Below are 26,128 nucleotides of genomic sequence, written 5' to 3'. Positions count from 1 at the left end.
GTTATTCGTCGATGCCGCCCCGCGCCGGCTTCTCGGCGGGGAGGGCGCGGTTGTCGTCCCGTGGGGACTTCCGTTGGTCGTCCCACAGGGACTTCCGTTGGTCGTCCCAAAGGGACTTCCGTTGGTCGTCCCAAAGGGACTTCCGTTGGTCGTCGCGCGGTGCGGCGGCGGTGATCGCCGCGTCGCTCGCCGGCGCGCGGCGCGGTTTGCGCGGCGGCGGGCGGCGGGCCGCAGGCGGCGCGCTCGCGGCGCTGCCGACCGTCGCGGGGGCGCTTGAAGCGCCGCCCGTTGCGCCCGGCGCGGCGCCGGCCGCATGGGTGGCAGCGCCGGTGGCTGCTGCGCCGGCGCCAGCATTTTCGTCGCTGGCCGCCGCCCCGCTTGCGCCCGACGCCGCCTCCGCCCCGCTCGCCGCCGCGGGCGGCGTCGGCTGAGGCAGCGCCTTGAACCCGGCCGCCACGCCGACGGGCTTCGTCGCGTCGCCGATCACGGGTGCGTTGACCGGCTCGGTCGCCGACGCGGCCGCCGCGACGGCTGCCGCTTCCGTCGCCGGATTCTTGCGGTCGAGCAGATAGAAATCGAGCACGCGCCGCGCGATCGGGCCCGCGGACCGCGCGCCCCAGCCGCCGTTCTCGACGATCAGCGCGATCGCGATCTGCGGATGGTCGGCGGGTGCGTATGCGATGAAGAGCGCGTGGTCGCGCAGATGCTCGGCGAGCAGGTGGCCGCGGTAGTTGCCGCCCTGCAGCGAGAACACCTGCGCGGTGCCGGTCTTGCCCGCCGCGAGGTACGGCGCGCCGCGGAACACCTTGAACGCGGTGCCGGACGGATTCTCGACGACGTTCTCCATCCCGCGCTTCACGACGTCGAGGTCGCTCTGCTTGAGCGGGATCGCGCCGCTTTCCTTCGGCACGGTCAGGTGCCGCTCGCGCGAAATCGGGTTCTCGACCTCTTTCACGAGGTGCGGCTTCATGACGACGCCGTCGTTCGCGAGCGTCGCGGTCGCGTGCGCGAGCTGCAGGATCGTGAACGAGTTGTAGCCCTGGCCGATTCCGAGGCTGATCGTCTCGCCGTCGAACCACTTCTGCTGCGCGGCCTTCTTGAATGTCTTCTTCTTCCATTCGGGCGACGGCAGCACGCCGCGCGCCTCGCCCTGGACGTCGATGCCCGTCAACTGGCCGAAGCCGAACGGCTTCATGAAGTTCGCGATCGCGGTCACGCCGAGGTCGCGAGCGAGCATGTAGAAATACGTGTCGTTCGACACCATGATCGCCTTGTTCATGTCGACCCAGCCCTGCCCTGAGCGCACGTCGTTGCGGAACGTGTGGCCGCCGAACGTGAAGTAGCCGGGATCCTGGAAGCCCCAGCCGGGCGAGCGCTTGCCGAGCGCCAGGCCCGCGAGCGCCATGAACGGCTTATACGTCGAGCCGGGCGGATAGGTGCCGTGCAGCGGGCGGTTCAGGAGCGGCTTGTCGGGCGAGTTGTTGAGCTCGTCCCAGGTTTGCTGGTCGATGCCGTCGACGAACGAATTCGGGTCGAAGCTCGGCGACGACACGAACGCGAGCACGTCGCCCGTCTTCGGCTCGATCGCGACGAGCGCGCCGCGCTTGCCGGCGAACGCCTGCTCGGCGACCTGCTGCAGCCCGATGTCGAGCGACAGCACGAGGTTGCTGCCGGGCGTCGCCTGCGTGCGCGACAGCGTGCGCACGGGCCGCCCGCCCGCCGTCACCTCGACTTCCTCGAAGCCCGTGATCCCGTGCAGCTCCGTTTCGTAGCTCTGCTCGACGCCGACCTTGCCGATATAGTCGGTGCCCTTGTAGTTGTTCGCGTCGCGGCGCGGATCGTAGGTTTCCGGATCGCTGTCGTTCTCGTCGCTCATCGCGTCGATGCGGTCCTGGTCGCGCTTCGAGATCCGGCCGATGTAGCCGATCACGTGCGCGGCCGTCGGGCCGAGCGGATATTGGCGGAACAGGCGCGCGCGCACGTCGACGCCCGGGAAGCGCCAGCGCTGCGCGGTGAAGCGCGCGACTTCGTCGTCGGTCAGGCGCGTGCGGATCGGCAGGCTCTCGAAGTTCTTCGAGTCCTCCTGCAGCTTCTTGAAGCGGCGGCGGTCGCGCGCGTCGATCTGCACGACTTCGGACAGCGCGTTGATCGTGTTTTCGAGCGAGTCAGTCAGCTTCGACGGCGTGATCTCGAGCGTGTACGCGGAGTAGTTCTTCGCGAGCACGACGCCGTTGCGGTCGGTGATGATCCCGCGGTTCGGGACGATCGGCGCGACCGAGATCCGGTTCTCCTCGGCCTGCAGCGCGTACTTGCCGTGCTGCCAGACCTGCAGGTAGAAGAACCGCGTGGCGAGCAGGCCGAAGCAGACGAACACGAACACGCCCGCCGCCGCGACGCGCAGGCGGAACTTCGAGAGCTGCTGTTGAGTGTCCTTGAATTCGGTCATGCGATTACGGATGAAGGGGCGCGCTTTCCGCCGCCGCGTGTCGCCGGCTCGGCCGGCCGGCGCCGGATGCGAGCGGGCGGGCGAGCGGTCGGAGGGCGTTCAACGCGAAAAATCCTGGCGGCGCGGCGCGTCAGATCGGCCGCGTGTCGTCCGGGTCGACCGGACGGCGCTGCGGCATCAGCAGCAGATGGCTCGCGATCGGCCACAGCGCCGCCTCGACGAAACCGTCGACGAGATAGCTCCAGCCCGGAAACGCGGCGCCCATCAGCAGCCGGATCACGAACGGCACGAGCTGCGCGAGCACGAGAAGCGGCGCGACGTAGAAGATCTGCACGCCGAGCGGCAGCCACAGCACGCGCCGGTGGATCGTGATCGCGCCGTACGCGAGCAGCGTGTACGCGAGCGCGTGCTCGCCGAGGAGGCCCGCGTCATGGACGTCCATCAGGATGCCGAGCATGAACGCGACGCCCATCCCGACCTTGCGCGGCTGATGGATGTTCCAGAACAGCACGACGAGCGCGACGAAATCGGGCACGCCGGGAATTCGTCCCCACGGCATCAGGTTCAGCAGGAACGCGGCCGCGAGGCTGAAGACGATGAAGTACGGATTGACCGGCTGCAGGATGTACTGAGGGCGGCTCATCGCTGCGCTCCTTGCGACGGCGCGGCCGCGGGTTTGAGCGGGGCGGCGGGCTGCGCCGCGCCGGCCGGGCGGTTCTGGGCGGGCGCGGGCGGTTGCGCGGCGGGCTTCGCGCCCTTGTCGGCGCCCTTGTCCGCCGCCTTCGCGTTCTTGTCCGCGCCCTTCACCGCCTTCTTGCCCTTCGCCGGCTTCGCGTCGCTCGCGGCGTCGTCGGTCGCGGGCCGCGGCGGGACATCGTTGCGGTAGTGCAGCACGAGCATCTCGCGCGCGCCGCGCACCGCTGCGACCGGCGCGCAGACGACGTGCGCGAACGCGGTGTCGGCGAGCTTGTCGACGCGTACGACCTTCGCGACCGGCAGCCCCGGCGGATAGACGCCGTCGAGGCCGCTCGTCACGAGCTCGTCGCCGACGAGCAGGTCGGCGCTCGTCGGCACGAAGCGCAGATCGAGCGCGTCGCCCTTCGGCGTGCCGTAGATCACGCTGCGCAGCCCGGTGCGCAGCACCTGGACCGGAATCGCGAGATCGCGATCGGTGACGAGCGTGACTTCCGACTGCAGCGGGAACACGCGCGTGACCTGGCCGATCACGCCGTCCTCGTTGACGACGGGCGCGCCGTCCTGGATGCCCGCCTGCGAGCCGTGGCCGATGATGATCTTCTGCGAGAACGGGTCGCCGGTGTCGTACTGGATCTCGACGGGCGTCGCCTGCGCGGCGATCTGCTGGCGCAGATCGAGCACCGCGCGCAGGTGCGCGTTGTCGGCGGCGAGCTGGCCCGCCTGGTTCGCCTGCAGCGACAGCGTCAGGTTGCGGTCGCGCAATTGCTGGTTTTCGTGGCGCAGCGACGCGCTCGACGTCGCGAGCTCGGTCGCGCCCATGAACAGGTCGCGCGGCACGAGCGCCGCGCGCTGCAGCGGATAGAGCACGGTGCCGAGGACGCCGCGGACGATTTCGAGCGTGTTGAAGCGCGCGTCCGAGACGAGGAGCGCGATCGCCAGGACGACGAAGAAGATCAGCCGCGCGAGCGCGGACGGACCTTGTTTGAAGAGGGGCGGCGGACTGTATTCCATGGTCGGCGCCGGGCGCGTGATCGATTTAGATGTTGCTCAGACGCGCGAACGGCGCGGCGGTTCGTTCTAAACGAGCGAGCCGGCCACGCCGCGCGAGCGACATACGGATGCCTAGACGATCACTCGTACGAGAAGATGCTGCCGAGCTTGTCCATCCGTTCGAGCGCCATCCCGGAGCCGCGCACGACGCAGGTGAGCGGGTCCTCGGCGACGAGCACGGGCAGGCCGGTTTCCTCGGCGAGCAGGCGATCGAGGTCGCGCAACAGCGCGCCGCCGCCCGTCAGCATCATCCCGCGCTCGGCGATGTCGGCGCCGAGTTCGGGCGGCGTCTGCTCGAGCGCGATCTTCACCGACGACACGATCTGGTTCAGCGGATCGGTGAGCGCTTCGAGGATTTCGTTGCTGGAGATCGTGAAGCTGCGCGGAATGCCTTCCGACAGGTTGCGGCCCTTGACTTCCATTTCCTTGACTTCCGAGCCCGGGAACGCGGAGCCGATTTCCTTCTTGATCGCCTCGGCCGTCTGTTCGCCGATCAGCATCCCGTAGTTGCGGCGGATGTAGTTGACGATCGCCTCGTCGAACTTGTCGCCGCCGACGCGCACCGAGCCCTTGTAAACGATGCCGCCGAGCGAGATCACGCCGACTTCCGTCGTGCCGCCGCCGATGTCGACGACCATCGAGCCCGTCGCTTCCGACACCGGCAGGCCCGCGCCGATCGCGGCCGCCATCGGCTCCTCGATCAGGTAGACCTGCGACGCGCCCGCGCCGTGGGCCGCTTCCTTGATCGCGCGGCGCTCGACCTGGGTCGAGCCGCACGGCACGCAGATGATGATGCGCGGCGACGGCGAGAACATCCGCGATTCATGCGCAGTCTTGATGAACTGCTTGATCATCTGCTCGGTGACCGTGAAGTCGGCGATCACGCCGTCTTTCATCGGACGGATCGCCTCGATGTTGCCGGGCACCTTGCCGAGCATCTGCTTCGCTTCCTTGCCGACTGCTTGAATCGTTTTCTTGCCGTTCGGGCCGCCTTCCTGGCGGATCGACACGACGGACGGCTCGTCGAGCACGATGCCCTTGCCGCGCATGTAGATCAGGGTGTTTGCGGTGCCGAGATCGATCGCGAGATCGTTGGAGAAATAGCTGCGCAAAAAACCGAACATTCAGAATCCTGTTTCGCTCTGGGGCCGGCCCCGTGCGGACATGGCGCGAAGGGCGGCAGCGGAAAAAATAACAGCCTCGGATCGGGCGGGAGCGGCCGCTCGGAAGCGCGAAGCTGCGAGTGAAATCTTCCGGGACCGGCGCGAAGCCCGCGCGGCTTCGTCAAAGCGGCGGCGGCGCGGCAAAGGCAGTCCGGGTCTGGGTCGAACGCGTAATGATACCTTATAATTTCGCAGTATTTGAACCGAAACGGGCTGTATTTTCGCCGCTTCGCCCCCGATTTTTGAGGGATCGATCGAGCCCTCCAACCCCCTGACGCAACGCAAGTTTCACGCTGCGCCAAGCCCTTGTTTTTCCGGTGACCGCATGGCTTTGACCCTGACCGATGTGAAACGCATCGCGCACCTGGCGCGGCTCGAAATGGCCGACGCCGACGCCGAGCATACGCTTACCCAGCTCAACGAATTCTTCGGCCTCGTCGAGCAGATGCAGGCCGTCGATACGACGGGCATCGCGCCGCTCGCGCACCCGATCGAGCAGATTCAGGCAGTCGCGCAGCGGCTGCGCGACGACGCCGTCACGGAACACGTGAGCCGCGACGAGAATCAGCGCCCGGCCCCGTCCGTCCAGGACGGCCTGTACCTCGTGCCGAAGGTGATCGAGTAAGCGTTCGATTCGGGCCGCGGCCGCGGCTGCGGTCGCAGCCGCCGGCCTCGCCGGCCCGTTTCGTCGCTTGTTCGCCCGGGCGCGCGCCGTTGCCGCGCGCGCCGAAGAATCCAGGAAACCCACGCAATGCACGCAAAAAGCCTGACCGAACTGCGCGCCGCGCTCGATGCCAAGGAATGCTCGGCCGTCGAGCTTGCGCAGCACTATTTGAAACGGATCGACACCGCGCGCGATCTGAACGCGTTCGTCCACGTCGACGCGGATCTCACGCTCGCGCAGGCGAAGGCCGCCGACGCCGCGCTCGCACAGGGCGTCGCCGGCCCGCTCGCCGGCCTGCCGGTCGCGCACAAGGACGTGTTCGTCACGCGCGGCTGGCGCTCGACCGCCGGCTCGAAGATGCTCGCGAACTACACGAGCCCGTTCGACGCGACCGTCGTCGCGCGCCTCGCGAAGGCGGGCATGGTCACGCTCGGCAAGACCAACATGGACGAGTTCGCGATGGGCTCGTCGAACGAGAACTCCGCGTTCGGCCCGGTGAAGAACCCGTGGGACACGAGCGCGGTGCCGGGCGGCAGCTCGGGCGGCAGCGCGGCCGCGGTCGCCGCGCGCCTCGCGCCCGCCGCGACGGGCACCGACACCGGCGGCTCGATCCGCCAGCCGGCGTCATTCGCCGGCGTGACGGGCATCAAGCCGACCTACGGCCGCGTGTCGCGCTACGGGATGATCGCGTTCGCGTCGTCGCTCGACCAGGGCGGCCCGATGGCGCAGTGCGCCGCTGACTGCGCGCTCCTGCTGAACGCGATGGCGGGCTTCGACGAGCGCGACTCGACGAGCCTCGAGCGCGCCGACGAAGACTACACGCGCCACCTCGGCAAGACGTGGTCGGCCGGCGCCGACGCGGGCAAGCCGCTCGCCGGCCTGCGCATCGGCCTGCCGAACGAATACTTCGGCGCGGGCCTTGCCGACGACGTGCGCGCCGCGATCGACGCCGCGCTCAAGCAGTACGAAGCGCTCGGCGCGACGCTCGTGCCGGTGTCGCTGCCGAAGACCGAGCTGTCGATTCCCGTCTATTACGTGATCGCGCCGGCGGAGGCGTCGTCGAATCTGTCGCGTTTCGACGGCGTGCGCTACGGCCATCGCGCGGCCGAGTACCGCGATCTGCTCGACATGTACAAGAAGTCGCGCGCCGAAGGCTTCGGTCCGGAAGTGAAGCGCCGGATCCTCGTCGGCACGTACGTGCTGTCGCACGGCTATTACGATGCGTATTACCTGCAGGCGCAGAAGATCCGCCGGATCATCGCGCAGGATTTCCAGGAGGCGTTCAAGCAGTGCGACGTGATCATGGGGCCGGCGTCGCCGAGCGTCGCATGGGACATCGGCGCGAAGGGCGACGATCCCGTCCAGATGTACCTCGCGGACATCTACACGCTGTCGGTGAGCCTGGCCGGCCTGCCCGGCATGAGCGTGCCGTGCGGCTTCGGCGCGGGCGCGAACGCGAAGCGCCCGGTCGGTCTGCAGATCATCGGCAACTATTTCGACGAAGCCCGGATGCTGCAGGTCGCCGACGCGTTCCAGCGCGCGACCGACTGGCACGAACAGAAACCGGCAGGAGTGCAAGCATGACCCAATGGGAAGTGGTGATCGGCCTCGAGACGCACGCGCAGTTGTCGACCGTCTCGAAGATTTTCTCGGGCGCGTCGACGCAGTTCGGCGCGGAACCGAACACGCAGGCCTGTCCGGTCGATTTGGCGCTGCCGGGCGTGCTGCCGGTGCTGAACCGCGGCGCGGTCGAGCGGGCGATCCGCTTCGGCCTCGCGATCGGCGCGACGGTGGCGCCGCGCAGCATCTTCGCGCGCAAGAATTATTTCTACCCGGATCTGCCGAAGGGCTATCAGATCAGCCAGTACGAGATCCCGGTCGTGCAGGGCGGCCGGATCACGATCCAGGTGCCCGCCAACGAGAAGGCCGGCAAGGAAGCGTATTCGAAGACGGTCAACCTGACGCGCGCGCACCTCGAAGAGGACGCCGGCAAGTCGCTGCACGAGGACTTCGCGGGGATGACGGGCATCGACCTGAACCGCGCGGGCACGCCGCTGCTCGAAATCGTCACGGAGCCGGAAATGCGCAGCGCGGCCGAGGCGGTCGCGTACGCGAAGGCGCTGCACGGCCTCGTCGTGTGGCTCGGCATCTGCGACGGCAACATGCAGGAAGGCTCGTTCCGCTGCGACGCGAACGTGTCGGTGCGTCCGGTCGGCCAGGAGAAGTTCGGCACGCGCGCCGAGATCAAGAACCTGAACTCGTTCCGCTTCCTCGAGGAAGCAATCAACTACGAGGTGCGTCGCCAGATCGAGCTGATCGAGGACGGCGGCGAAGTCGTGCAGGAAACGCGTCTGTACGATCCGGACAAGCGCGAGACGCGCTCGATGCGCAGCAAGGAAGACGCGCACGACTACCGCTACTTCCCCGATCCGGACCTGATGCCGCTCGTGATCGGCGCGGACTGGGTCGAGCGCGTGAAGGGCGAGATGCCCGAGCTGCCGGCCGCGATGCAGCAGCGCTTCGTCGAGCAGTACGGCGTGTCCGCGTACGACGCCGGCGTGCTGACGTCGAGCAAGGCGATGGCCGCGTACTTCGAGGCCGTCGTCGCGAAGGCCGGCGCGGCAGGCGCCGACGGCGCGAACGCGAAGATCGCCGCGAACTGGCTGATGGGCGACGTGTCGTCGCAGCTCAACCGCGACGGCATCGACATCGACGCGTGCCCGGTGTCCGCCGCGCAGCTCGCGCTCGTGCTGCGGCGGATCGCCGACGGCACGATCTCGAACAAGATCGCGAAGGAAATCTTCGTGACGATCTGGGACGAGAAGGCGGCCGACGAAGGCGCGGCCGACCGCATCATCGAAGCGAAGGGCCTGAAGCAGATCTCCGACACGGGCGCGCTCGAAGCGATCATCGACGAGGTGCTCGCCGCGAACGCGAAGTCGGTCGAGGAGTTCCGCGCGGGCAAGGAAAAGGCGTTCAACGCGCTCGTCGGCCAGGCGATGAAGGCGACGAAGGGCAAGGCGAATCCGCAGCAGGTCAACGAGCTCTTGAAGAAGAAGCTCGGCTGAGCGGACGCCGCCGGATTGAAGCCGTACCGATGCGAGCGGGCCGCCGCCGAACCGGCGTTCGGGGCGGCCCGCTCGCATTTCGCGAGGCGCAAGGGCCGCGCTTCGTGCAACACGAAAGGAGGTGTCGATGGCCAAGCAACCGTCGCTCGACGACTACCGCGTGCCGTATCACACGCGCGAAAAAGAAGCCGCCGCGTTCGCGCTCGATGCGTTCGAGCCGGCCGCGAAGCCGTTCTCCAGCGGAGCGAAGGAAACCGACCGCGAGCGGCTGTCCGCTGTCGCGTTGCAGCTCGACACGCTGCAGGAGCGTCTGCACACGCAGTCGCACAAGCGGATGCTGCTCGTGCTGCAAGGGATGGACACGAGCGGCAAGGACGGCACCGTGCGCGCGGTGTTCCACGAAGTCGACCCGCTCGGGCTGCGCACCGCGTCGTTCAAGGCGCCGACGCCCGCCGAGCTCGCGCACGACTTCCTCTGGCGCGTGCATGCGCAGGCGCCCGCCGCGGGCGAGCTGACGATCTTCAATCGCAGCCATTATGAGGATGTGCTCGTGCCCCGCGTCATGGGTACGATCGACAAGGCCGAGTGCGAGCGGCGCTACAAGCAGATTCGCCAGTTCGAGGAGATGCTCGCCGAATCCGGCACGCGGGTCGTCAAGTGCTTCCTGCACATCTCGAAGGACGAGCAGCGCGCGCGTCTGCAGGCGCGCATCGACGATCCGAACAAGCACTGGAAGTTCGACATATCGGATCTCGAAGCGCGCAAGCACTGGGACGCATATCAGGCCGCGTACCGCGACGCGCTCGCCGCGACGTCCGCCGAGCATGCGCCGTGGTACGTGATTCCGGCCGATTCGAAGACGCATCGCAACGTGATGATCGCCGAGCTGCTGCTGCGCGAGCTGACCGCGATGAAGCTCGAATATCCGCCCGCGAAGCCCGAACTCGTGGGCATCAAGATCCAATAAACCGCAACGAATTCACTGGACGGGACTCACCATGCTGCGTGTCATCACCGCGAATCTGAACGGCATCCGCTCGGCCGCGAAGAAGGGCTTTTTCGACTGGCTCGGCGAGCAGAACGCCGACTGCGTCTGCGTGCAGGAAATCAAGGTGTCGGCGGACGATCTGCCCGCCGAGTTCGTCGAGCCGCACGGCTTCAGGAGCTACTTCCACCATGCCGAGAAGAAGGGCTACAGCGGCGCGGGCCTCTACCTGCGCCGCGAGCCCGACGACGTGATCATCGGCTACGGCAGCAGCGAATTCGATTCGGAAGGCCGCTATGTCGAGGCGCGCTTCGGCAAGCTGTCGGTCGTGTCGGTGTACGTGCCGTCCGGATCGAGCGGCGACGAGCGCCAGCAGGCGAAGTACCGCTTCATGGACGAATTCATGCCGCATCTCGCCGAACTGAAGGCGAAGCGCGAGGTGATCCTGTGCGGCGACGTGAACATCGTCCACAAGGAAATCGACATCAAGAACTGGAAGAGCAACCAGAAGAACTCCGGCTGTCTGCCCGAAGAGCGCGCTTGGCTCACGAAGCTGTTCGACGATGTGGGCTACGTCGACGTGTTCCGCACGCTCGATGCGCGTCCCGAGCAGTACACGTGGTGGAGCAATCGCGGCCAGGCGTATGCGAAGAACGTCGGGTGGCGGATCGATTACCAGATCGCGACGCCGGGCATTGCCGGCACGGCAAAGCGCACGTCGATCTTCCGCGACATCAAGTTCAGCGACCACGCGCCGCTCACGGTCGATTACGACTACAAGTAACGCGGCGCGTCGCGGCGAATGCGCGGCGGCTCCGCATGGCCGGCCGTGCGGCCGCCGCGATTCGCGACGACGAAAAAAACGGGTCGCGTTTGCGGCCCGTTTCCGTTGCGCGGCTTGCTTGCGTCGCGGCGCCGCGCGAGCGGCGCGCGCATACATGGCGTGCGACCTGCGTGCGAAACGCGTGCCGACCCGCACGCCGCGTGCGCACCGAGCGCACCGAGCGCACCGTCACCCGCTATGCCGAGCGCTTCGGCGTGATCGACCCGATGTCGATCACGAAGCGGTACTTGACGTCGCTTTTCAGCATCCGCTCGTACGCCACGTTGATCTGCGACATCGGAATCACTTCGATATCCGACGTGATGCCGTGCCGCGCGCAGAAATCGAGCATCTCCTGCGTCTCGGCGATCCCGCCGATCAGCGAGCCCGCGAGGCGGCGGCGCTTGTAGATCAGGTTGAACACCTTCGGCGACGGATGATCGTGCTCCGGCGCGCCGACGAGCGTCATCGTGCCGTCGCGCTTCAGCAGGTTGATGAACGGATTCAGATCGTGCTGCGCGGCGACCGTGTTCAGGATGAAATCGAAGCTGTTCAGATGCGCTTGCATCTGCGCTTCGTCCTTCGAGATCACGACTTCGTGCGCGCCGAGCCGCTTGCCGTCGTCGATCTTCGCCGGCGACGTCGTGAACAGCACGACGTGCGCGCCCATCGCGCGCGCGAGCTTCACGCCCATGTGGCCCAAGCCGCCGAGGCCGACGATGCCGACCTTCTTGCCGGGCCCCGCGTCCCACTGGCGCAGCGGCGAATACGTCGTGACGCCCGCGCAGAGGAGCGGCGCCGCGCCCGCGGGATCGAGCGTGCCGGGCACGCGCAGCACGAACGCCTCGTCGACGACGATTTGCGTCGAGTAGCCGCCGAACGTGACGTCGCCCGTCGTGCGATCGCGGCCGTTGTAGGTGCCGACGAAACCGTTCTCGCAATACTGCTCGAGCCCTTCCGCGCAGCTCGGGCACGTGCGGCACGAATCGACGAGACAGCCGACGCCGACCAGCTCGCCCGCCTTGAAGCGCGTGACTTGCGAACCGACGGCCGTCACGCGGCCGACGATCTCATGCCCGGGCACGACCGGGTAAACCGTGTTCTTCCATTCGTTGCGGGCCTGGTGGAGATCGGAGTGGCAGACGCCGCAGTAGAGGATCTCGATCTGCACATCGAGATCGCGCAGCGCGCGGCGCTGGAATTCGAACGGCGCGAGCGGTGTCGTGGCGCTTGCCGCCGCGTAAGCGTAAGTCGTGCTCATGAAGGCTCCTGACTCGAAAAAGACGTGCGCCGTGCGCGGCTCGCGGAATGCGGCGGCGCAGCGGCACGGGAGCACATCGTAAGCACGCGGGCAGACGCGCGGAATACCTGAAGATCTTGAAGCTTTGCCTATTTCTCTTGAATTTCGAGCCGGGCGCGGCAAAAGATCTTTTCCGATGCTAGATTGCAAGCCTGATTCTCTTGCAGTCCGAAGGAAAGGAAGTCCGATGAGCTTCGATCCCCTTTTCCCCGACGGCGGCGCGCATCTGCAGCGCCGCATCATCGCGCTGTTCGACCGGCTCGCGCCGAACGAGGGCTACACGTATGCGGCGCTCGAAGGCGTGCGCTTCATCCGCGCGAACCGGCCGGTGCCGCGGATGCCGGTGCTGTACGAGCCGAGCATCGTCGTCGTGTGCCAGGGGCGCAAGCGCGGCTACCTCGGCGAACGGACCTTCGTCTACGACGCGCAGCAGTATCTCGTGCTGTCGGTGCCGCTGCCGTTCGAATGCGAGACCTTCGCGACGCCGGAAGAGCCGTTTCTCGCCATTTCGATCCGTGTCGATCTCGCGGTGATCGCCGAGCTCGCGATCCTGCTGGACGAGACGCACGGCGCGTCGGTCAGCGAGCCGCGCGGCATCTATTCGACGCCGCTCGACGCACCGCTCGCCGACGCGGTGCTGCGCCTCCTCGAAGCGCTCGCGTCGCCCGCCGACACGCGCGTGCTCGGGCCGGCGATCATGCGCGAGATCGGCTATCGCGTGCTGACGGGCGCGCAAGGCGATGCGATCCGCGCGGCGCTCGCGCAGCAGCATCACTTCGGGCGCGTCGCGAAGGCGCTGCGGCGAATCCACGCGGACTTGAGCGGCGAGCTCGACGTCGAGATGCTCGCGAGCGAAGCGGGGATGAGCCTCGCCGTGTTCCATGCGCAGTTCAAGAGCGTGACGGCGACGTCGCCGATGCAGTACGTGAAGGCGACGCGGCTCCATCACGCGCGGCTGATGATGGTGCAGGACGGGCTGAGCGCGGGCGCGGCGGCGGCGCGCGTCGGCTACGCGAGCGCGTCGCAGTTCAGCCGCGAGTTCAAGCGCCTGTTCGGGCGCAGCCCGAGCGACGAAGTGCGCTGGGTGCAGGCGGGCGGCCGGCAGCCGGTCGAGCTCGATACGGCGGAGTGACGGGCGAAGCGAACGCGTGAGCGAATGGGGTGGCCCGCGTGCTCCGGGCGGGCCGACTACGCACGCGGCAAGCGCAAATCGCCGAGCGAACCGCGGACCCGATGCAACGGGGCGCGGCGTGGTCGAGCCGGGGAAGCGCTCTGGCAAAGCACGGCGCCGAAGCTCGCCGTCGAAACGCCGGCGTTCAGCGATTCGCCGCGGCGGTGCCGCGCTGCTTCGCGCCGGCCGCGGCGCCCGCCCCGGCGACGTTCGCACGCGCATCGGCGTTCTTGTCGAGCGCCTTCTTGTAGAGCGGCATCAGGTCGGCGAGGCGCTTGCGCAGATCGTTGCGGCGTCGCGTGTCGTATGGATGCGCGTAGATGAAGCCGTTGTCCTTGTCGGCGCGGGTCGCGACCGCGAGCTTGTCCCACAGCGTGATCGCCGCGCGCGGATCGAAGCCCGCGCGCGAGGCGATGTCGCCGCCGATCACGTCGGCTTCGGTTTCGTCGGTCGGATCGTAGCGGACCGACGCGAAGCGCTCGACGACGCCGAGCGGCGCGGGCAGCGGCTCCGACAGCCCGAAGAGCGGCGGCAGCGGCGTCGCGCCCGTGCCGAGCGATGCGGCCTGCTGCTCGCCGAGGCTCGAGCGCGCATGCTCGCGCAGCGCGTGCGCGATCTCGTGCGCGAACAGCACGCCGAGTTCGTCGTCGGTGAGCCGCAGCCGGTCGAGAAGCCCGCTGTCGACGAGCACCTTGCCGCCCGGCAGGCAGAACGCGCGAATCGAGCGCGAGCGCAGCACCTCGATTTCCCAGTTCCAGCCCTTCACGCGGTCGCTCCACTTGACCGCATACGGCGCGAGCCGCGTGACGATCGTGCGCAGCCGCTTCACGCGCGGGTTGTTCGGCGGCAGCAGGCGATCGCGCTGCGCGGCGTCCTGCACGGTCTGCCGGTATTCGTTGTCGGTCAGCTGCTCGAGGAGCGGCGACGGAATCAGGCTGCGGAACACGATCGCGTTGCCGTAGCGCACCTGCTGGTCGCCGAGCCCGTACGACTGCGCATTGCCGGCCGCGGGCGCCGCGGCCGGAGCCGCGGGGGCCGCGGCGGACGGTGCGCTTGGCGTCGGCGGCGCGGAGGGGGGCGTACCGTTTTCGGCGACGAGCATCGGCTCGGCCATGCACAGCTCGAGCCCGCCCGCCGGACCCGCGACGCCGAGCGCGACGCCGCCCGCGAACGTGAGCGCGGCGCGGGCGGCGCGCAGCTTAGCCCGCACGGGCGGCCTCGTTGCCAGTCGTGCTGCCGTTCCACGGCGCGATCTTCAGCAGCATCAACATGCCGGGAATGCCGAGCGCCGCGCAGACGAGGAAGTAGTCGAACCAGCCGATCTGCGACACGATGAAGCCGCTCGACGCCGACGCGAGCGTGCGCGGCACCGACGCGAGGCTCGTGAAGAGCGCGAACTGCGTCGCGGTGTAGCGCGGGTCGGTCGTGCTCGCGATGTACGCGGTGAACGCGGCGAGCGTGAGGCCCGTCGAGAACGTCTCGAAGCCGTAGATGGCGGCCATCAGCACGGCATCGGGGCCCGCCTTCGCGAGCCACGCGAAGCCGAGCGTCGACACGATCTGCAGGACGCCGAAGATCCACAGCCCGCGCGCGATCCCGATCTTCACGAGCCACACGCCGCCGATGATGCCGCCCGCGAGGCTCGCCCAGAACGCGGTCGTCTTCGCGATCACGCCGATCTGCGTCTTGTTGAAGCCGAGGTCGAGGAAGAACGACGTCGACAGCGTCGTCGCCATCGTGTCGCCGAGCTTGTAGAGGAAGATGAAGCCGAGCACGAGCAGCGCGCCGCGCCAGCCGTCGCGGCCGATGAACTCGCGAAACGGCAAGACCACCGCTTCCGTCAGGCTCCTCGGCGGCACGCCGTGCACTTCCGGCTCGCGCACGACGAGCGTCATCACGATGCCGGGCAGCATGAACGCGGCGGTGAGCGCGAACACGACGTCCCACGGCAGATGGTCGGACAGGATCAGCGACAGCGAGCCGGGAATCAGCGCCGCGATCTTGTAGGCGTTCACGTGCACCGCGTTGCCGAGGCCCTGCTCCGTGTCGCGCAACAGTTCGCGGCGGTACGCGTCGATCACGATGTCGGCGCTCGCGCCGAAGAACGCGACGAGCGTCGTCAATGCGGCGACCGTCCAGATCGATTCGCGCGGCGACACGAAGCCGAGCGCCGCGATCGCGCACGCGACCAGCAACTGCGTGACGAGCATCCAGCCGCGCCGCCGCCCGGGCCGCCAGCCCGGCAGGCGCGGGATGAAGCGATCCATCAGCGGCGCCCACAGGAACTTCCATGTGTAGGGGAACTGAATCAGCGCGAAGAGGCCGATTTCCTTCAGGTTCACGCCTTCCGAGCGCAGCCAGGCTTGCACGAGGTAGACGAGCGTGAAGAGCGGCAGTCCCGACGTAAAGCCGAGAAAGACGCAAATCAGCATGTGTGTGTTCAGATAGGCGCGCCAGCCCGGGTGGTCCTCGTGGGCGTTGAGGGCGGGCGCGTCGTGTGGCGGTTTGGTCATCGAACGATACTAGGGTTGTCTCCGCTTGACGCGGTAGACCGCAAGACTACCACGCCAGTTCACTCCCCATCGAATCGGCTGTCCTTCGTGCAGCACCGCGCGATCGAGGATCTCGACGCCGACTTCCGGCGCGAGCGCCTCGAAATCCTCGATGGTCAGCACCCGCACGTTCGGCGTGTTGTGCCACTGATAAGGCAGCGATTTCGACACCGGCATGCGCCCGCGCAGCACCGACAGCCGGTGCGCCCAGTAGCCGAAGTTCGGGAACGACACGATGCATTCGCGGCTGACGCGCGCCGTCTCGCGCAGGATCGCGGCCGTCTGGTGAATCGTCTGCAGCGTCTGCGACAGGATCGCGAAATCGAAGCTGTGATCTTCGAAAAGGCGCAGACCGTCCTCGAGGTTCTGCTGGATCACGTTGATGCCGTTCTTCACGCTCGCGAGCACGCCGGCGTCGTTGATCTCCACGCCGTAGCCGGACACTTCGAGCTCTTCGGTCAACAGCGACAGCAGCGACCCGTCGCCGCAGCCGAGATCGAGCACCGTCGAGCGCGGCTCGACCCAGCGCGCGATCGCGCGAAAGTCCGCGCGCGCGGACAGCATGTTCAGCGCTTGTTGATTCATGCGCCCACCTCCTCGGCAATCCGTTCGTAATAGGCGCGCACCAGGTTGTGATAGCGCGCGTCGTCGAGCAGGAACGCGTCGTGCCCGTGCGGCGCATCGATCTCCCCGTACGACACCGAGCGCCGGTTGTCGAGCAGCGCCTTCACGATCTCGCGCGAGCGCACGGGCGCGAAGCGCCAGTCGGTCGCGAAGCTCACGACGAGGTACTTCGCCGTCGTATGCGCGAGCGCCGCCGTCAGGTTGCCGTCGAACGCCTTCGCCGGATCGAAGTAGTCGAGCGCGCGCGTGATGAGCAGGTAGGTGTTCGCGTCGAAGTAGTCGGCGAACTTGTCGCCCTGGTAGCGCAGGTACGACTCGACTTCGAATTCGACGTCGAAGTTGAAGTTGTACGCGTCGAGCGCGCCGTCCGCGCGGCGCAGCGCACGGCCGAATTTCTCGGCCATGTCGTCGTCGGACAAGTACGTGATGTGGCCGATCATCCGCGCGACGCGCAGGCCCCGCCGCGGCTTCACGCCGTGCGCGTAATAGTCGCCGCCGTGGAAATCTGGGTCCGACAGGATCGCCGAGCGCGCGACCTCGTTGAACGCGATGTTCTGCGCGGACAGCTTCGGCGTCGACGCGATGTCGATGCAGTGCGCGACCCGCTCCGGATACAGCAGGCTCCACGCGAGCGCCTGCATTCCGCCGAGGCTGCCGCCCATCACCGCGGCGAAGCGCTCGATGCCGAACGCGTCGGCGACGCGCGCCTGCGCGTGCACCCAGTCCTCGACCGTCACGACCGGAAAGCGCGCGCCGTATGGCGTGCCCGTCGCGGGATCGATGCTCATCGGCCCGGTCGAGCCGAAACACGAGCCGAGATTGTTCACGCCGATCACGAAGAAGCGGTTCGTGTCGAGCGGCTTGCCCGGCCCGACCATGTTGTCCCACCAGCCGGTGCTGCGCGGATCATCAGCATGGACGCCCGCGACGTGGTGCGACGCGTTGAGCGCATGGCAGACGAGCACCGCGTTCGAACGCGCGGCGTTGAGCTCGCCGTAGGTCTCGACGACGAGCTGATAGCTGCCGAGCACGCTGCCGCTTTGCAGGCGCAGCGGTTCGGCGAAATGCATGGTTTGTGGAGCGACGATTCCGATCGATTCCATTCGTTCCGCCTTATGACTGGGCGGCTAAATGGGGTTGTCGGGCGTGCGCGGGAAGCGGGGAGCCGGCTGACGACCTCTTTAGCCGCATTTGTAGTGAACCGCCGGGACGCAGCCCGGCCGGTTCGCGCGCCCGCAATCGAGTCAGCAAATCGGCGCGCTTTCCGAGCATCGCCGCAAGGCGGCGACGACAGCCGGGCAAGTATAACGGAAAAACTCCGGCATCGCGGCGATGCGCGGACGTAGGTTACGCGGTCGGGGCGGGTGTGATCGAGGCGCGGGCGGCGGGCGTCGATCGGGCTGCTGCGAGCCGGCGCCAGGGATGAGGCGCCGTCGCGGCGATGCACTGAAACATGTGCGGCCGGCGATCCGGCGCATGACGGAAAAACGTCGGCGTCGCGGCGATGCGCGGGTGCGGCTCATGGTCGGGGCGCGGGAGGGGGGACGTCGATCGAGCCGCAAGGAGCGGGCGGCGGAGATGGGGCGCCATTGCGGCGGCGCGTTGAAACATGTGCGGCCGGCGATCCGGCGTTGCATGCGGCGTGGCGACGGATGAGGCGGATCAGGCGCGGGAACGGGGCGGCGCGTCGCGGAGCAAGATCACGATGCGGGGAGCCGAGGAGTCGGGAACCGGAGGGGGCGTGTTAATCGGGGATTGCGAGCCAAGAGCCAAGAGCCAAGAGCCAAGAGCCAAGAGCCAAGAGCCAAGAGCCAAGCGCCAAGCGCCAAGCGCCAAGCGCCGCGCAGTCCACGCGGCCCACGCAGTACACGCAGTCCACGCGGCCCACGCGGCCCACGCGGCCCACGCGCCGACGCCCTTCGGGGCGCCGCGCCCCGTCACTGCAGGATCAGCCGCAACTGCGCGTCGGCGTGCTCGCCGGGCGCTTTCGTGAAGCCGCTCTTCGCGTAGCGGTGCCAGCGTCCGAGCACGTAGCTGACGACGAGGCTCGCGCGCAGTGCCGGATCGTAGTCGTCTGGCAGCGGCACGGGAGGCGGCGCGCCGGCGCCGTCGGCGCCCGCGTTGGCCTCGAGGAGCGCGACGCGCAGGCATTGCTTGATCGACGCCTCGATCCGCTCGAGCATCTGGTTGACGCGCTCGGCGAGGCGCTCGTGCTCGCCGACGAGCGCCTCGCCCGTCAGCACGCGCGTCATGCCGGGATTCTTCGCGGAGAAATTGAGCAGCATCAGCGCGATCGAGCGCGCCTGCAGCACGCCGTTCGGCTCGTTCGCGGCGATCTGGTTGACGAGCCCGAAGAACGTCCCCTCGATGAATTCGATGAGACCTTCGAACATCTGCGCCTTGCTCGCGAAATGCCGGTAGAGCGCGGCCTCCGAGACGTCGAGGCGTGCGGCGAGCGCCGCGGTCGTGATCTTCTCGCTTTTCGGCGATTCGAGCATCGACGCGAGCGTCTGCAGGATGTGCACGCGGCGCTCGCCCGGCTTCGGGCGAGTGCGGGCGCGGGAGGCGGCGTTGCGTTCGTCGTCCGCCGCTGCGGTTACTGCCGGATCCTGCGGGTGAGTCGGCTGCATTTTCGTCGCCCCGATCGAGTGCCCAATCGCAGCGATTTTAGCGAACCAATGCGACGATCGACATAGTGCGGCCGTCCGTAGCTTGGCAGATGACCGGGCAGGTGCCCCGTGATCCAGACGGTGCGGATGCCGAGCCGCTTGTAGCGCTTCAGGTGGCCGCGCGTGTCCTCGACGAGGATCGCGTCCGAAAGGCGCGCGTGCGCGGCCCGCATCGCCCGGCGCAGCATCGTCGCGTCGGGCTTCGCTCGCCACGCGCGGCGGTCGCGCATGTGCTCGATCGCGATCACGCGCTCGAACAGGCGCTCGATCTTCAACTCGCGCAGCACGGCGCGCGCGTACGTTTCGGGCGCGTTCGTCAGCACGATCTTGCGGCCGGGCAGCGCGGCGACGAGCCGCGCGAGCCCGCGCTCGGCGCGCACCATCGACGGCAGGTCGGCGAACGTGTGGACGACCTTCAGGAAATCGAGCGGATCGATCGGATGATGGCGTTCGAGGCCGAGGAGCGCCGCGCCGTAGCGACGCGTGTAGTGGGTGCGCAGGTGATCGGCTTGCGCGCGCTCGACTTTCAGCGTATCGACGATGTACTGCGTCATCGCCTGATTGATCGCCGGGAAGATCGCGTGCGACGCGTGGTGCAGCGTGTTGTCGAGGTCGAAGAGCCAGACGGGGCCGCCCGCGTGCGGGCGGGGGCGCCGCGCGCGCCGGCGTTCGGGCGTCTGCTTGCTCGCCGGCGGCAAGGCCGCGCGAGGCGGCGGACGGCGTGTGCTCAATGCGAGCGGATCATCGTGCCGAACGGCTGCTCGGTCAGGATCTCGAGCAGCACCGAGTGCTCGATCCGGCCGTCGACGATGTGCACCGACTTCACGCCGCTCTTCGCCGCGTCGAGCGCCGACGAGATCTTCGGCAACATGCCGCCCGAGATCGTGCCGTCTTCGAACAGCGCATCGATTTCGCGCGCGGACAAATCGGTCAGCAGATTGCCTTCCTTGTCCATCACGCCGGGGATGTTCGTCATCATCACGAGCTTCTCGGCGTTCAGCACGGTCGCGAGCTTGCCGGCGACGAGGTCCGCGTTGATGTTGTACGAGAGGCCGTCTTCGCCGAAGCCGATCGGCGAGATCACCGGGATGAACGCGTCGTCCTGCAGCGCCCTCACGACGGCCGGGTTGATCGCCTCGACCTCGCCGACCTGGCCGATGTCGACGTACTGGCCCGGGTTGTCGCGATCCGGCATCATCAGCTTGCGCGCGTGGATGAGGCCGCCGTCCTTGCCCGTCAGGCCGACTGCGTGGCCGCCGAAGTGGTTGATCAGCGTGACGATGTCCTGCTGCACCTCGCCGCCCAGCACCCATTCGACGACTTCCATCGTCTCTTCGTCGGTGACGCGCATCCCCTGGATGAACGTGCCCTGCTTGCCGATCTTCTTGAGCGCCTGGTCGATCTGCGGGCCGCCGCCGTGCACGATCACCGGATTGATGCCGACGAGCTTCAGCAGGATCACGTCGCGCGCGAAGCCTTGCTTGAGCCGTTCCTCCGTCATCGCGTTGCCGCCGTATTTGATGACCACGGTCTTGCCGTGGTAGCGGCGAATGTAAGGCAGCGCCTCCGCGAGAACTTCGGCTTTCAGTACGGGAGAGATCTGCGAGAGGTCGATCGGCTCGGACATGGCGGCGGCTCTGGTGCGAAACGTTGAAACAGGCCGAATTGTACAGGAGTGGCGCAGCGCAGCATCGGGTTTTTGGCCGTTCGGCCGATGCCGAAAGCGCGTGCGGCAACCCTGGGCCGCCGGCCAAAAAGTGGGGTTTTCCTGCGCAATCCGCATGCAATTTCCGCGCGCGGCGCTTATGCTTGGGACGTGGCAGCCCGGCTGCCGCCGCGAGGCGGTTGCCGAGCGGCCGCGTCGAGGCGGCGCGGTCGGCTGTCCCGGCCGGCGCCGACGCTTGCCCTTTCACCCTTTATTGCCCATTCCGGCTCGACCCGGCCTATCCGCGATGACCGTGCCCGCCGCTTCGTCCGGCCTGATCAGCAAGCGCTGCCCGCGCTGCAGCAGCGCATTCGACTGCGGCGCCCGCACGCGTCCGTTCACCTGCTGGTGCGCGGCGATGCCGAGCCTGCCGCCGGGCGCGCAGCCCGCGACGGGCGCGCGCTGCCTGTGTCCGGAGTGTCTCGCCGACGAGATCGCCCGGCGCATCGCCGCAAGCGAAGGGGGCGACCGCCCGGCGCGCGAAGACTAAGAAGGTAAACTGCGCGGATGCAACGAATCACCACCACCGGACGCGTCAACCTGAGCCATCTGTTCTGGTTGCGCAATCTCGCGATCATCGGGCAACTCGTTACGATCGCCGTCGTACAGACCTATTTCGGCGTCCATCTGCCGTTGCCGGCGATGCTGATGGTGATCGCGCTCGAAATCGTCTTCAACGCGCTCACATGGGTGCGCGTGCTGCGCGCGCGGCCCGAGACCAACTTCGAGCTGCTCGGCCAGCTGTGGGTCGACCTGGGCGCGCTGTCGGCGCTTCTCTTCCTGTCCGGCGGCACGACGAACCCGTTCGTGTCGCTTTATCTGCCGTCGCTCGCGATCGCGGCCGCGGTGCTGCCGTGGCACCTGATGATCTGGCTCGCGGCGTTCGCGGTCGCCTGCTATCTCGCGCTCGGCTTCGATTCGGTGCCGCTCAACCTGGATAATCCGGCGAATCTGTTCGATTATTTCCGTGCGGGCATGTGGGTGAACTTCATGGTGAGCGTCGGGCTCATCGCGTGGTTCGTCGCGCGGATGTCGAGCGCGCTGCGCCAGCGCGACGCGGCGCTCGGCGAGGCGCAGCAGGCTCTCCTGCGCGACGAGCGCGCGGTCGCGCTCGGCGTGCAGGCGGCCACGGTCGCGCACGAAATGGGCACGCCGCTGTCGACGATCGCGATGCTGACCGAGGAATTGCGCGACGCCGCCCGCACTGACGCGGGGCTCGCGCGCTACGATGCCGACCTGAAGGTGCTCGAGGAGCAGATGTCGCAGTGCACGTCGGCGCTCGCGCGCCTCAGAAGCCGCGCGTCGGAGCGGCCGAGCCGGCAGCCGGCCGCCGAATGGCTCGACACGTTCGTCGAGCATTGGCGGCTGCGCCATCCGCACGTGCTGTTCGAGCGGCGGGGGCCGCAGCCCGTGGGCGTCGCGCTCGACGATACGGTCGCGGTCGGCCAGATTCTGACCATCTTGCTCGACAATGCCGCGCGCGCGAGCCGCGATCGCGTTACGCTGATGGCAACGATCGCGCACGACGGCGCGCGCGACGAGATCGAGTTCGAAGTATGCGACAACGGGCCGGGCATCCCGGCCGCGTTGCGCGACACGCTCGGCGCGGCGCCGGTCGACAGCACGCAGGGCGGCCACGGGGTTGGCCTGTATCTGGCGTTCAGCGCGGCGGCGCGCTTGGGCGGCTCGATCGAGCTCGCCGACGCGCAGCCGCGGGGCACGCGGGCGATCCTGCGGCTGCCGGTTGCGCGCCAGGTCGCGGCCGAGATGGCGAACGGAAACGGATAGACAAGACGGAGTGATGCAAATGAGCGACAAGAATTTCCTCGTGATCGACGACAACGAAGTGTTTGCCGGCACGCTGGCGCGCGGGCTCGAGCGCCGCGGCTACGTGGTGCGGCAGGCGCACAACAAGGACGAGGCGCTCAGGCTCGCGGGCGCCGAGAAATTCCAGTTCATCACCGTCGATCTGCATCTCGGCGACGACTCGGGCCTGAGCCTCATCGCGCCGCTGTGCGATCTGCAGCCCGATGCGCGGATCCTCGTGCTGACGGGCTACGCGAGCATCGCGACCGCGGTGCAGGCGGTGAAGGACGGCGCGGACAACTACCTCGCGAAGCCGGCGAACGTCGAGTCGATCCTCGCCGCGCTGCAGACGAACGCGAGCGAAGTGCAGGCCGAGGAGGCACTCGAGAATCCGGTCGTGCTGTCGGTCGACCGGCTCGAATGGGAGCACATCCAGCGCGTGCTCGCGGAGAACAACAACAACATCTCGGCGACCGCGCGCGCGCTCAACATGCACCGCCGCACGCTGCAGCGCAAGCTCGCGAAGAAGCCGGTGCGGCAGTAAGCGGGCGGCGCGCGGCGCTCGCGGCGTGCTCCGTCGGTGTGTGGCGGCGGCCGGCGGTCATCCGGCGATCGCAGCAACCGCCGCGCAATCGATGCCGCGCATGGCGCGCAGCTTCGTGCGCGACGCGCCGAAACGAAAAAAAACGGGCGGCCCGCAAGGGACTGCCCGTTCTTTTCATACGGCAGCGGCGAAGTCGCTTCGCGTTACAGCACGTAGCGCGACAGATCCTCGTCCCTCGACACCTCGCCGAGCGCACGGTCGACGTACGCCGCGTCGATCGTCACTCTCTGGCCGGCGTGGTTGCCCGCCGCGAACGACACTTCCTCGAGCAGCTTCTCGATCACCGTGTAGAGACGCCGCGCGCCGATGTTCTCGGTCTTCTCGTTGACCGAGTACGCGATCTCGGCGAGCCGGCGGATGCCGTCGTCGGCGAACTCGAGCTGCACGTCCTCGGTCGCGAGGAGCGCCTGATACTGCTTGACGAGGCTCGCGTCGGTCGCGACGAGGATCGCCTCGAAATCCTCCACCGACAGCGAATCGAGCTCGACGCGGATCGGAAAGCGCCCTTGCAGCTCGGGAATCAGGTCGCTCGGCTTCGCGAGATGGAACGCGCCGCTCGCGATGAACAGGATGTGATCGGTCTTCACCATCCCGTACTTCGTGTTGATCGTCGTGCCTTCGACGAGCGGCAGCAGATCGCGCTGGACGCCCTGCCGCGACACCTCGCCGCCGCCGCCTTCGTGGTTGCGCGACGTGATCTTGTCGATCTCGTCGAGGAACACGATGCCGTTCTGCTCGACGTTCTGCACGGCCTTCGTCTTCACTTCCTCTTCGTTCAGCATCTTCGCCGCTTCCTCGTCGGTGAGCAGCTTCAGCGCTTCCTTGATCTTCACCTTGCGGCGCGTCTTCTTGCCGCCGCCCAGGTTCGAGAACATCGAGCGGATCTGCTCGGTCATCTCTTCCATCCCCGGCGGCGCCATGATGTCCATGCCGACCGTCGGCTGCTCGATGTCAAGCTCGACGTCCTTGTCGTCGAGCTGGCCTTCGCGCAGGCGCTTGCGGAACGTCTGGCGGGTCGCGTTGTTGTCGTCGTTCGCGTGCTCGGAGCCCGCGCCGAAGCCGACCGCGCGCGGCTGCGGCAGCAGGATGTCGAGGATGCGGTCTTCGGCCTGGTCGGTCGCCTTGCTGCGCACCTTGCGCATTTCCGCTTCGCGGGTCTGCTTGACCGAGATCTCGATCAGGTCGCGCACGATGCTGTCGACGTCGCGGCCGACGTAGCCGACTTCGGTGAACTTGGTCGCCTCGATCTTGATGAACGGCGCATCGGCGAGCTTCGCGAGGCGGCGCGCGATTTCGGTCTTGCCGACGCCCGTCGGCCCGATCATCAGGATGTTCTTCGGCGTGATTTCCGTGCGCAGCGGATCGGCGACCTGCTGGCGGCGCCAGCGGTTGCGCAGCGCGACCGCGACGGCCCGCTTCGCCTTGTCCTGGCCGATGATGTGCTTGTCGAGTTCCGAGACGATCTCGGCAGGGGTCATGGTGCTCATTGCTTCGTCCTTACTCGATGGTCTCGATGATCCGGTTGTGATTCGTGTAGATGCACATGTCGCCCGCGATCTCGAGCGCCTTCTCGACGATGTCGCGCGGGGACAGATCGGTGTTTTCCGCGAGCGCGCGCGCGGCGGCTTGTGCGTACGCGCCGCCCGAGCCGATCGCGCAGATCCCGCCTTCCGGGTCGAGCACGTCGCCGTTGCCGGTGATGACGAGCGTCGTGCTCGCATCGGCCGTGATCAGCATCGCTTCGAGACGGCGCAGCATCCGGTCCGTGCGCCAGTCCTTCGCGAGCTCGACGGCGGCGCGCGTCAGGTTGCCCTGGTGCTTTTCGAGCTTCGCCTCGAAGAGGTCGAGGAGCGAGAACGCGTCGGCCGTGCCGCCCGCGAAGCCGACGAGCACCTGGTTGTTGTAGATGCGGCGCACTTTGCGCGCACCGCCCTTCATCACGATATTGCCGAGCGTGACCTGGCCGTCGCCGCCGAGCGCGACCTTGTCGCCGCGCCGCACGGAGACGATCGTCGTGCCATGAAATTGCTCCATCTGTATTCCTCGAGAAAGACGGGGGATGCGGGGGCCCGCGGGGCGCCGCCGCGTGATGCGGCGCGCGGAAGCCGAGGCCTGGCGGCCGGCTCGACGCGCATTGTCTTCATTTTAGGGCGGGCGCCGCGATATCAAGAGCGGCGTGCGGCGGGCGTCGCCGCAAGGGGAAAGGACGCGGCGGCGGGAAAAGCAAAAGCGCGCGGGAGGCCGCGCGCTTTGTGCAAAGCGTGTCGGGCGCGGAAGGCGGGCCGCGCCGGGAAGGTCAGTCGCCGAACAGCTTCTGACGCAGCTCGCGGCGCTCCTGCGCCTCGAGCGACAGCGTGGCCGTCGGACGTGCGAGCAGACGCGGGATGCCGATCGGCTCGCCCGTCTCTTCGCACCAGCCGTATTCGCCCGAATCGATGCGGGCGAGCGACTGCTGGACCTTCTTGAGAAGCTTCCGCTCGCGGTCGCGCGTGCGCAGTTCGAGCGCGTGCTCTTCCTCGATCGTCGCGCGATCGGCGGGGTCCGGCACGATCACCGTTTCGCGCAGATTCTCGGTCGTCTGGCCCGCATTGCGGAGAATTTCCGCCTGCAATTGTTCGAGCCGATTTTTGAAGAAGGCGAGCTGATCCTCATTCATGTAATCCTTGTCGCTCATCTTCAGGATTTCGGCTTCGGTCAAGAGTTTCTTCGTCATCTGCTTGCTTCTTCAATGTGCGGCGAATCCATGGATATTGCCCGCACTTTGGGATTACCCGCAACAGCCCTTGCAATTGTTTGCTATTC

The 26,128-nt window shown here is 67.7% G+C and carries 24 protein-coding genes; 9 read left to right on the top strand and 15 right to left on the bottom strand.

Annotated elements, in window-relative coordinates; genetic code table 11:
- Window position 1: 1 nt before the first annotated feature.
- From mrdA to BG90_RS07185, 4 genes are all read right to left on the bottom strand, one after another.
- Window positions 2-2,446: a penicillin-binding protein 2 gene (gene mrdA, locus BG90_RS07200; RefSeq protein WP_045568100.1), complete on the bottom strand. Its 2,445-nt coding sequence runs from the start codon at window positions 2,444-2,446 to the stop codon at window positions 2-4.
- A gap of 130 nt (window positions 2,447-2,576) precedes the next feature.
- Window positions 2,577-3,089: a rod shape-determining protein MreD gene (mreD, locus tag BG90_RS07195; protein WP_010100842.1), complete on the bottom strand. Its 513-nt coding sequence runs from the start codon at window positions 3,087-3,089 to the stop codon at window positions 2,577-2,579.
- On the bottom strand, window positions 3,086-4,153 hold the full coding sequence (gene mreC, locus BG90_RS07190; protein WP_010121175.1) for a rod shape-determining protein MreC: 1,068 nt from the start codon (window positions 4,151-4,153) through the stop codon (window positions 3,086-3,088). Before mreC ends, mreD begins: the two co-directional genes overlap by 4 nt.
- A gap of 119 nt (window positions 4,154-4,272) precedes the next feature.
- On the bottom strand, window positions 4,273-5,316 hold the full coding sequence (locus tag BG90_RS07185; RefSeq protein ID WP_004189550.1) for a rod shape-determining protein: 1,044 nt from the start codon (window positions 5,314-5,316) through the stop codon (window positions 4,273-4,275).
- Between the two features lie 364 nt (window positions 5,317-5,680).
- Between BG90_RS07185 and gatC the strand changes: the two genes are divergently transcribed.
- From gatC to BG90_RS07160, 5 genes are all read left to right on the top strand, one after another.
- Window positions 5,681-5,980 carry an Asp-tRNA(Asn)/Glu-tRNA(Gln) amidotransferase subunit GatC gene (gene gatC / locus BG90_RS07180; protein ID WP_010100848.1) on the top strand — a complete coding sequence of 100 codons (300 nt, stop codon included), beginning with the start codon at window positions 5,681-5,683 and terminating at the stop codon, window positions 5,978-5,980.
- A gap of 126 nt (window positions 5,981-6,106) precedes the next feature.
- A complete protein-coding gene (gatA, locus tag BG90_RS07175) occupies window positions 6,107-7,603 on the top strand; it encodes an Asp-tRNA(Asn)/Glu-tRNA(Gln) amidotransferase subunit GatA (RefSeq protein WP_045568099.1) in 1,497 nt (498 codons plus the stop codon).
- The gene (gene gatB, locus BG90_RS07170; RefSeq protein ID WP_010100855.1) at window positions 7,600-9,087 is read left to right on the top strand and encodes an Asp-tRNA(Asn)/Glu-tRNA(Gln) amidotransferase subunit GatB; all 1,488 of its coding nucleotides are present in this window, start codon (window positions 7,600-7,602) and stop codon (window positions 9,085-9,087) included. The genes gatA and gatB overlap by 4 nt, the downstream gene beginning before the upstream one ends.
- A 127-nt stretch (window positions 9,088-9,214) precedes the next feature.
- On the top strand, window positions 9,215-10,054 hold the full coding sequence (locus BG90_RS07165; protein ID WP_010100856.1) for a PPK2 family polyphosphate kinase: 840 nt from the start codon (window positions 9,215-9,217) through the stop codon (window positions 10,052-10,054).
- 31 nt (window positions 10,055-10,085) lie between these two features.
- Window positions 10,086-10,856, top strand: coding sequence for an exodeoxyribonuclease III (locus BG90_RS07160; protein WP_010100857.1), 771 nt, complete (start codon window positions 10,086-10,088; stop codon window positions 10,854-10,856).
- 235 nt (window positions 10,857-11,091) lie between these two features.
- Here the strand turns inward: BG90_RS07160 and BG90_RS07155 are convergent, their stop codons facing one another.
- Entirely contained in the window at window positions 11,092-12,156 is a 1,065-nt protein-coding gene (locus BG90_RS07155) for an NAD(P)-dependent alcohol dehydrogenase (RefSeq protein WP_010113241.1), read from the bottom strand.
- A 226-nt stretch (window positions 12,157-12,382) separates the two neighbouring features.
- On the opposite strand from BG90_RS07155, the gene BG90_RS07150 reads away from it, so the two are divergent.
- Entirely contained in the window at window positions 12,383-13,327 is a 945-nt protein-coding gene (locus BG90_RS07150) for an AraC family transcriptional regulator (protein ID WP_010113243.1), read from the top strand.
- A 184-nt stretch (window positions 13,328-13,511) separates the two neighbouring features.
- Here the strand turns inward: BG90_RS07150 and BG90_RS07145 are convergent, their stop codons facing one another.
- The 7 genes from BG90_RS07145 to argB all read right to left on the bottom strand — a co-directional run bounded on the left by BG90_RS07145 (window position 13,512) and on the right by argB (window position 20,838).
- Entirely contained in the window at window positions 13,512-14,576 is a 1,065-nt protein-coding gene (locus BG90_RS07145; RefSeq protein ID WP_010100864.1) for a M48 family metallopeptidase, read from the bottom strand.
- Window positions 14,566-15,879 (bottom strand): AmpG family muropeptide MFS transporter, encoded by a 1,314-nt coding sequence (locus tag BG90_RS07140; RefSeq protein ID WP_010113248.1) that lies wholly within the window; start codon window positions 15,877-15,879, stop codon window positions 14,566-14,568. The genes BG90_RS07145 and BG90_RS07140 overlap by 11 nt, the downstream gene beginning before the upstream one ends.
- A gap of 9 nt (window positions 15,880-15,888) precedes the next feature.
- The gene (metW, locus tag BG90_RS07135; protein WP_010113250.1) at window positions 15,889-16,503 is read right to left on the bottom strand and encodes a methionine biosynthesis protein MetW; all 615 of its coding nucleotides are present in this window, start codon (window positions 16,501-16,503) and stop codon (window positions 15,889-15,891) included.
- Window positions 16,500-17,645: a homoserine O-succinyltransferase MetX gene (gene metX, locus BG90_RS07130; RefSeq protein WP_010100868.1), complete on the bottom strand. Its 1,146-nt coding sequence runs from the start codon at window positions 17,643-17,645 to the stop codon at window positions 16,500-16,502. Before metX ends, metW begins: the two co-directional genes overlap by 4 nt.
- An 834-nt stretch (window positions 17,646-18,479) precedes the next feature.
- The gene (gene slmA / locus BG90_RS07125) at window positions 18,480-19,172 is read right to left on the bottom strand and encodes a nucleoid occlusion factor SlmA (RefSeq protein WP_010113253.1); all 693 of its coding nucleotides are present in this window, start codon (window positions 19,170-19,172) and stop codon (window positions 18,480-18,482) included.
- On the bottom strand, window positions 19,139-19,942 hold the full coding sequence (locus BG90_RS07120; RefSeq protein WP_025989580.1) for a pyrimidine 5'-nucleotidase: 804 nt from the start codon (window positions 19,940-19,942) through the stop codon (window positions 19,139-19,141). The genes slmA and BG90_RS07120 overlap by 34 nt, the downstream gene beginning before the upstream one ends.
- The gene (argB, locus tag BG90_RS07115; protein ID WP_010100875.1) at window positions 19,939-20,838 is read right to left on the bottom strand and encodes an acetylglutamate kinase; all 900 of its coding nucleotides are present in this window, start codon (window positions 20,836-20,838) and stop codon (window positions 19,939-19,941) included. The genes BG90_RS07120 and argB overlap by 4 nt, the downstream gene beginning before the upstream one ends.
- A 325-nt stretch (window positions 20,839-21,163) precedes the next feature.
- Here argB and BG90_RS36395 point away from each other — a divergent pair, with 325 nt between their 5' ends.
- The 3 genes from BG90_RS36395 to BG90_RS07100 are packed head-to-tail and all read left to right on the top strand — an operon-like array spanning window position 21,164 to window position 23,266.
- Window positions 21,164-21,406, top strand: coding sequence for a cysteine-rich CWC family protein (locus BG90_RS36395; RefSeq protein ID WP_010100877.1), 243 nt, complete (start codon window positions 21,164-21,166; stop codon window positions 21,404-21,406).
- Window positions 21,407-21,423: 17 nt separating this feature from the next.
- Window positions 21,424-22,704, top strand: coding sequence for an ATP-binding protein (locus BG90_RS07105; protein ID WP_010100879.1), 1,281 nt, complete (start codon window positions 21,424-21,426; stop codon window positions 22,702-22,704).
- Between the two features lie 19 nt (window positions 22,705-22,723).
- Window positions 22,724-23,266, top strand: a complete 543-nt coding sequence (locus BG90_RS07100; RefSeq protein WP_010113259.1) for a response regulator transcription factor — start codon at window positions 22,724-22,726, stop codon at window positions 23,264-23,266.
- A gap of 203 nt (window positions 23,267-23,469) precedes the next feature.
- Here the strand turns inward: BG90_RS07100 and hslU are convergent, their stop codons facing one another.
- From hslU to dksA, 3 genes are all read right to left on the bottom strand, one after another.
- Window positions 23,470-24,813: an ATP-dependent protease ATPase subunit HslU gene (gene hslU / locus BG90_RS07095; protein ID WP_025989581.1), complete on the bottom strand. Its 1,344-nt coding sequence runs from the start codon at window positions 24,811-24,813 to the stop codon at window positions 23,470-23,472.
- Between the two features lie 10 nt (window positions 24,814-24,823).
- Window positions 24,824-25,360 (bottom strand): ATP-dependent protease subunit HslV, encoded by a 537-nt coding sequence (hslV, locus tag BG90_RS07090; protein WP_010100882.1) that lies wholly within the window; start codon window positions 25,358-25,360, stop codon window positions 24,824-24,826.
- Between the two features lie 262 nt (window positions 25,361-25,622).
- On the bottom strand, window positions 25,623-26,039 hold the full coding sequence (dksA, locus tag BG90_RS07085) for an RNA polymerase-binding protein DksA (RefSeq protein ID WP_010100883.1): 417 nt from the start codon (window positions 26,037-26,039) through the stop codon (window positions 25,623-25,625).
- Window positions 26,040-26,128 lie beyond the last annotated feature (89 nt).

It is taken from the genome of Burkholderia oklahomensis C6786 (assembly GCF_000959365.1).
Classification (GTDB): Bacteria; Pseudomonadota; Gammaproteobacteria; order Burkholderiales; family Burkholderiaceae; genus Burkholderia; species Burkholderia oklahomensis.
The sequence above is the reverse complement of the archived record's forward strand: the minus strand, read 5'-3'. Positions and strand labels throughout refer to the sequence as shown.

Coding starts and splice junctions, on each gene's coding strand:
- BG90_RS07105 (WP_010100879.1), top strand. CDS start 21,424: ATGCAACGAATCACCACCACCGGACGCGTCAACCTGAGCCATCTGTTC.
- slmA (WP_010113253.1), bottom strand. CDS start 19,172: ATGCAGCCGACTCACCCGCAGGATCCGGCAGTAACCGCAGCGGCGGAC.
- mreC (WP_010121175.1), bottom strand. CDS start 4,153: ATGGAATACAGTCCGCCGCCCCTCTTCAAACAAGGTCCGTCCGCGCTC.
- metX (WP_010100868.1), bottom strand. CDS start 17,645: ATGGAATCGATCGGAATCGTCGCTCCACAAACCATGCATTTCGCCGAA.
- BG90_RS07165 (WP_010100856.1), top strand. CDS start 9,215: ATGGCCAAGCAACCGTCGCTCGACGACTACCGCGTGCCGTATCACACG.
- mrdA (WP_045568100.1), bottom strand. CDS start 2,446: ATGACCGAATTCAAGGACACTCAACAGCAGCTCTCGAAGTTCCGCCTG.
- BG90_RS07155 (WP_010113241.1), bottom strand. CDS start 12,156: ATGAGCACGACTTACGCTTACGCGGCGGCAAGCGCCACGACACCGCTC.
- BG90_RS07185 (WP_004189550.1), bottom strand. CDS start 5,316: ATGTTCGGTTTTTTGCGCAGCTATTTCTCCAACGATCTCGCGATCGAT.
- gatA (WP_045568099.1), top strand. CDS start 6,107: ATGCACGCAAAAAGCCTGACCGAACTGCGCGCCGCGCTCGATGCCAAG.
- BG90_RS07150 (WP_010113243.1), top strand. CDS start 12,383: ATGAGCTTCGATCCCCTTTTCCCCGACGGCGGCGCGCATCTGCAGCGC.
- hslV (WP_010100882.1), bottom strand. CDS start 25,360: ATGGAGCAATTTCATGGCACGACGATCGTCTCCGTGCGGCGCGGCGAC.
- metW (WP_010113250.1), bottom strand. CDS start 16,503: ATGAATCAACAAGCGCTGAACATGCTGTCCGCGCGCGCGGACTTTCGC.
- BG90_RS07140 (WP_010113248.1), bottom strand. CDS start 15,879: ATGACCAAACCGCCACACGACGCGCCCGCCCTCAACGCCCACGAGGAC.
- BG90_RS07100 (WP_010113259.1), top strand. CDS start 22,724: ATGAGCGACAAGAATTTCCTCGTGATCGACGACAACGAAGTGTTTGCC.
- BG90_RS36395 (WP_010100877.1), top strand. CDS start 21,164: ATGACCGTGCCCGCCGCTTCGTCCGGCCTGATCAGCAAGCGCTGCCCG.
- hslU (WP_025989581.1), bottom strand. CDS start 24,813: ATGAGCACCATGACCCCTGCCGAGATCGTCTCGGAACTCGACAAGCAC.
- BG90_RS07160 (WP_010100857.1), top strand. CDS start 10,086: ATGCTGCGTGTCATCACCGCGAATCTGAACGGCATCCGCTCGGCCGCG.
- mreD (WP_010100842.1), bottom strand. CDS start 3,089: ATGAGCCGCCCTCAGTACATCCTGCAGCCGGTCAATCCGTACTTCATC.
- argB (WP_010100875.1), bottom strand. CDS start 20,838: ATGTCCGAGCCGATCGACCTCTCGCAGATCTCTCCCGTACTGAAAGCC.
- gatC (WP_010100848.1), top strand. CDS start 5,681: ATGGCTTTGACCCTGACCGATGTGAAACGCATCGCGCACCTGGCGCGG.
- gatB (WP_010100855.1), top strand. CDS start 7,600: ATGACCCAATGGGAAGTGGTGATCGGCCTCGAGACGCACGCGCAGTTG.
- dksA (WP_010100883.1), bottom strand. CDS start 26,039: ATGACGAAGAAACTCTTGACCGAAGCCGAAATCCTGAAGATGAGCGAC.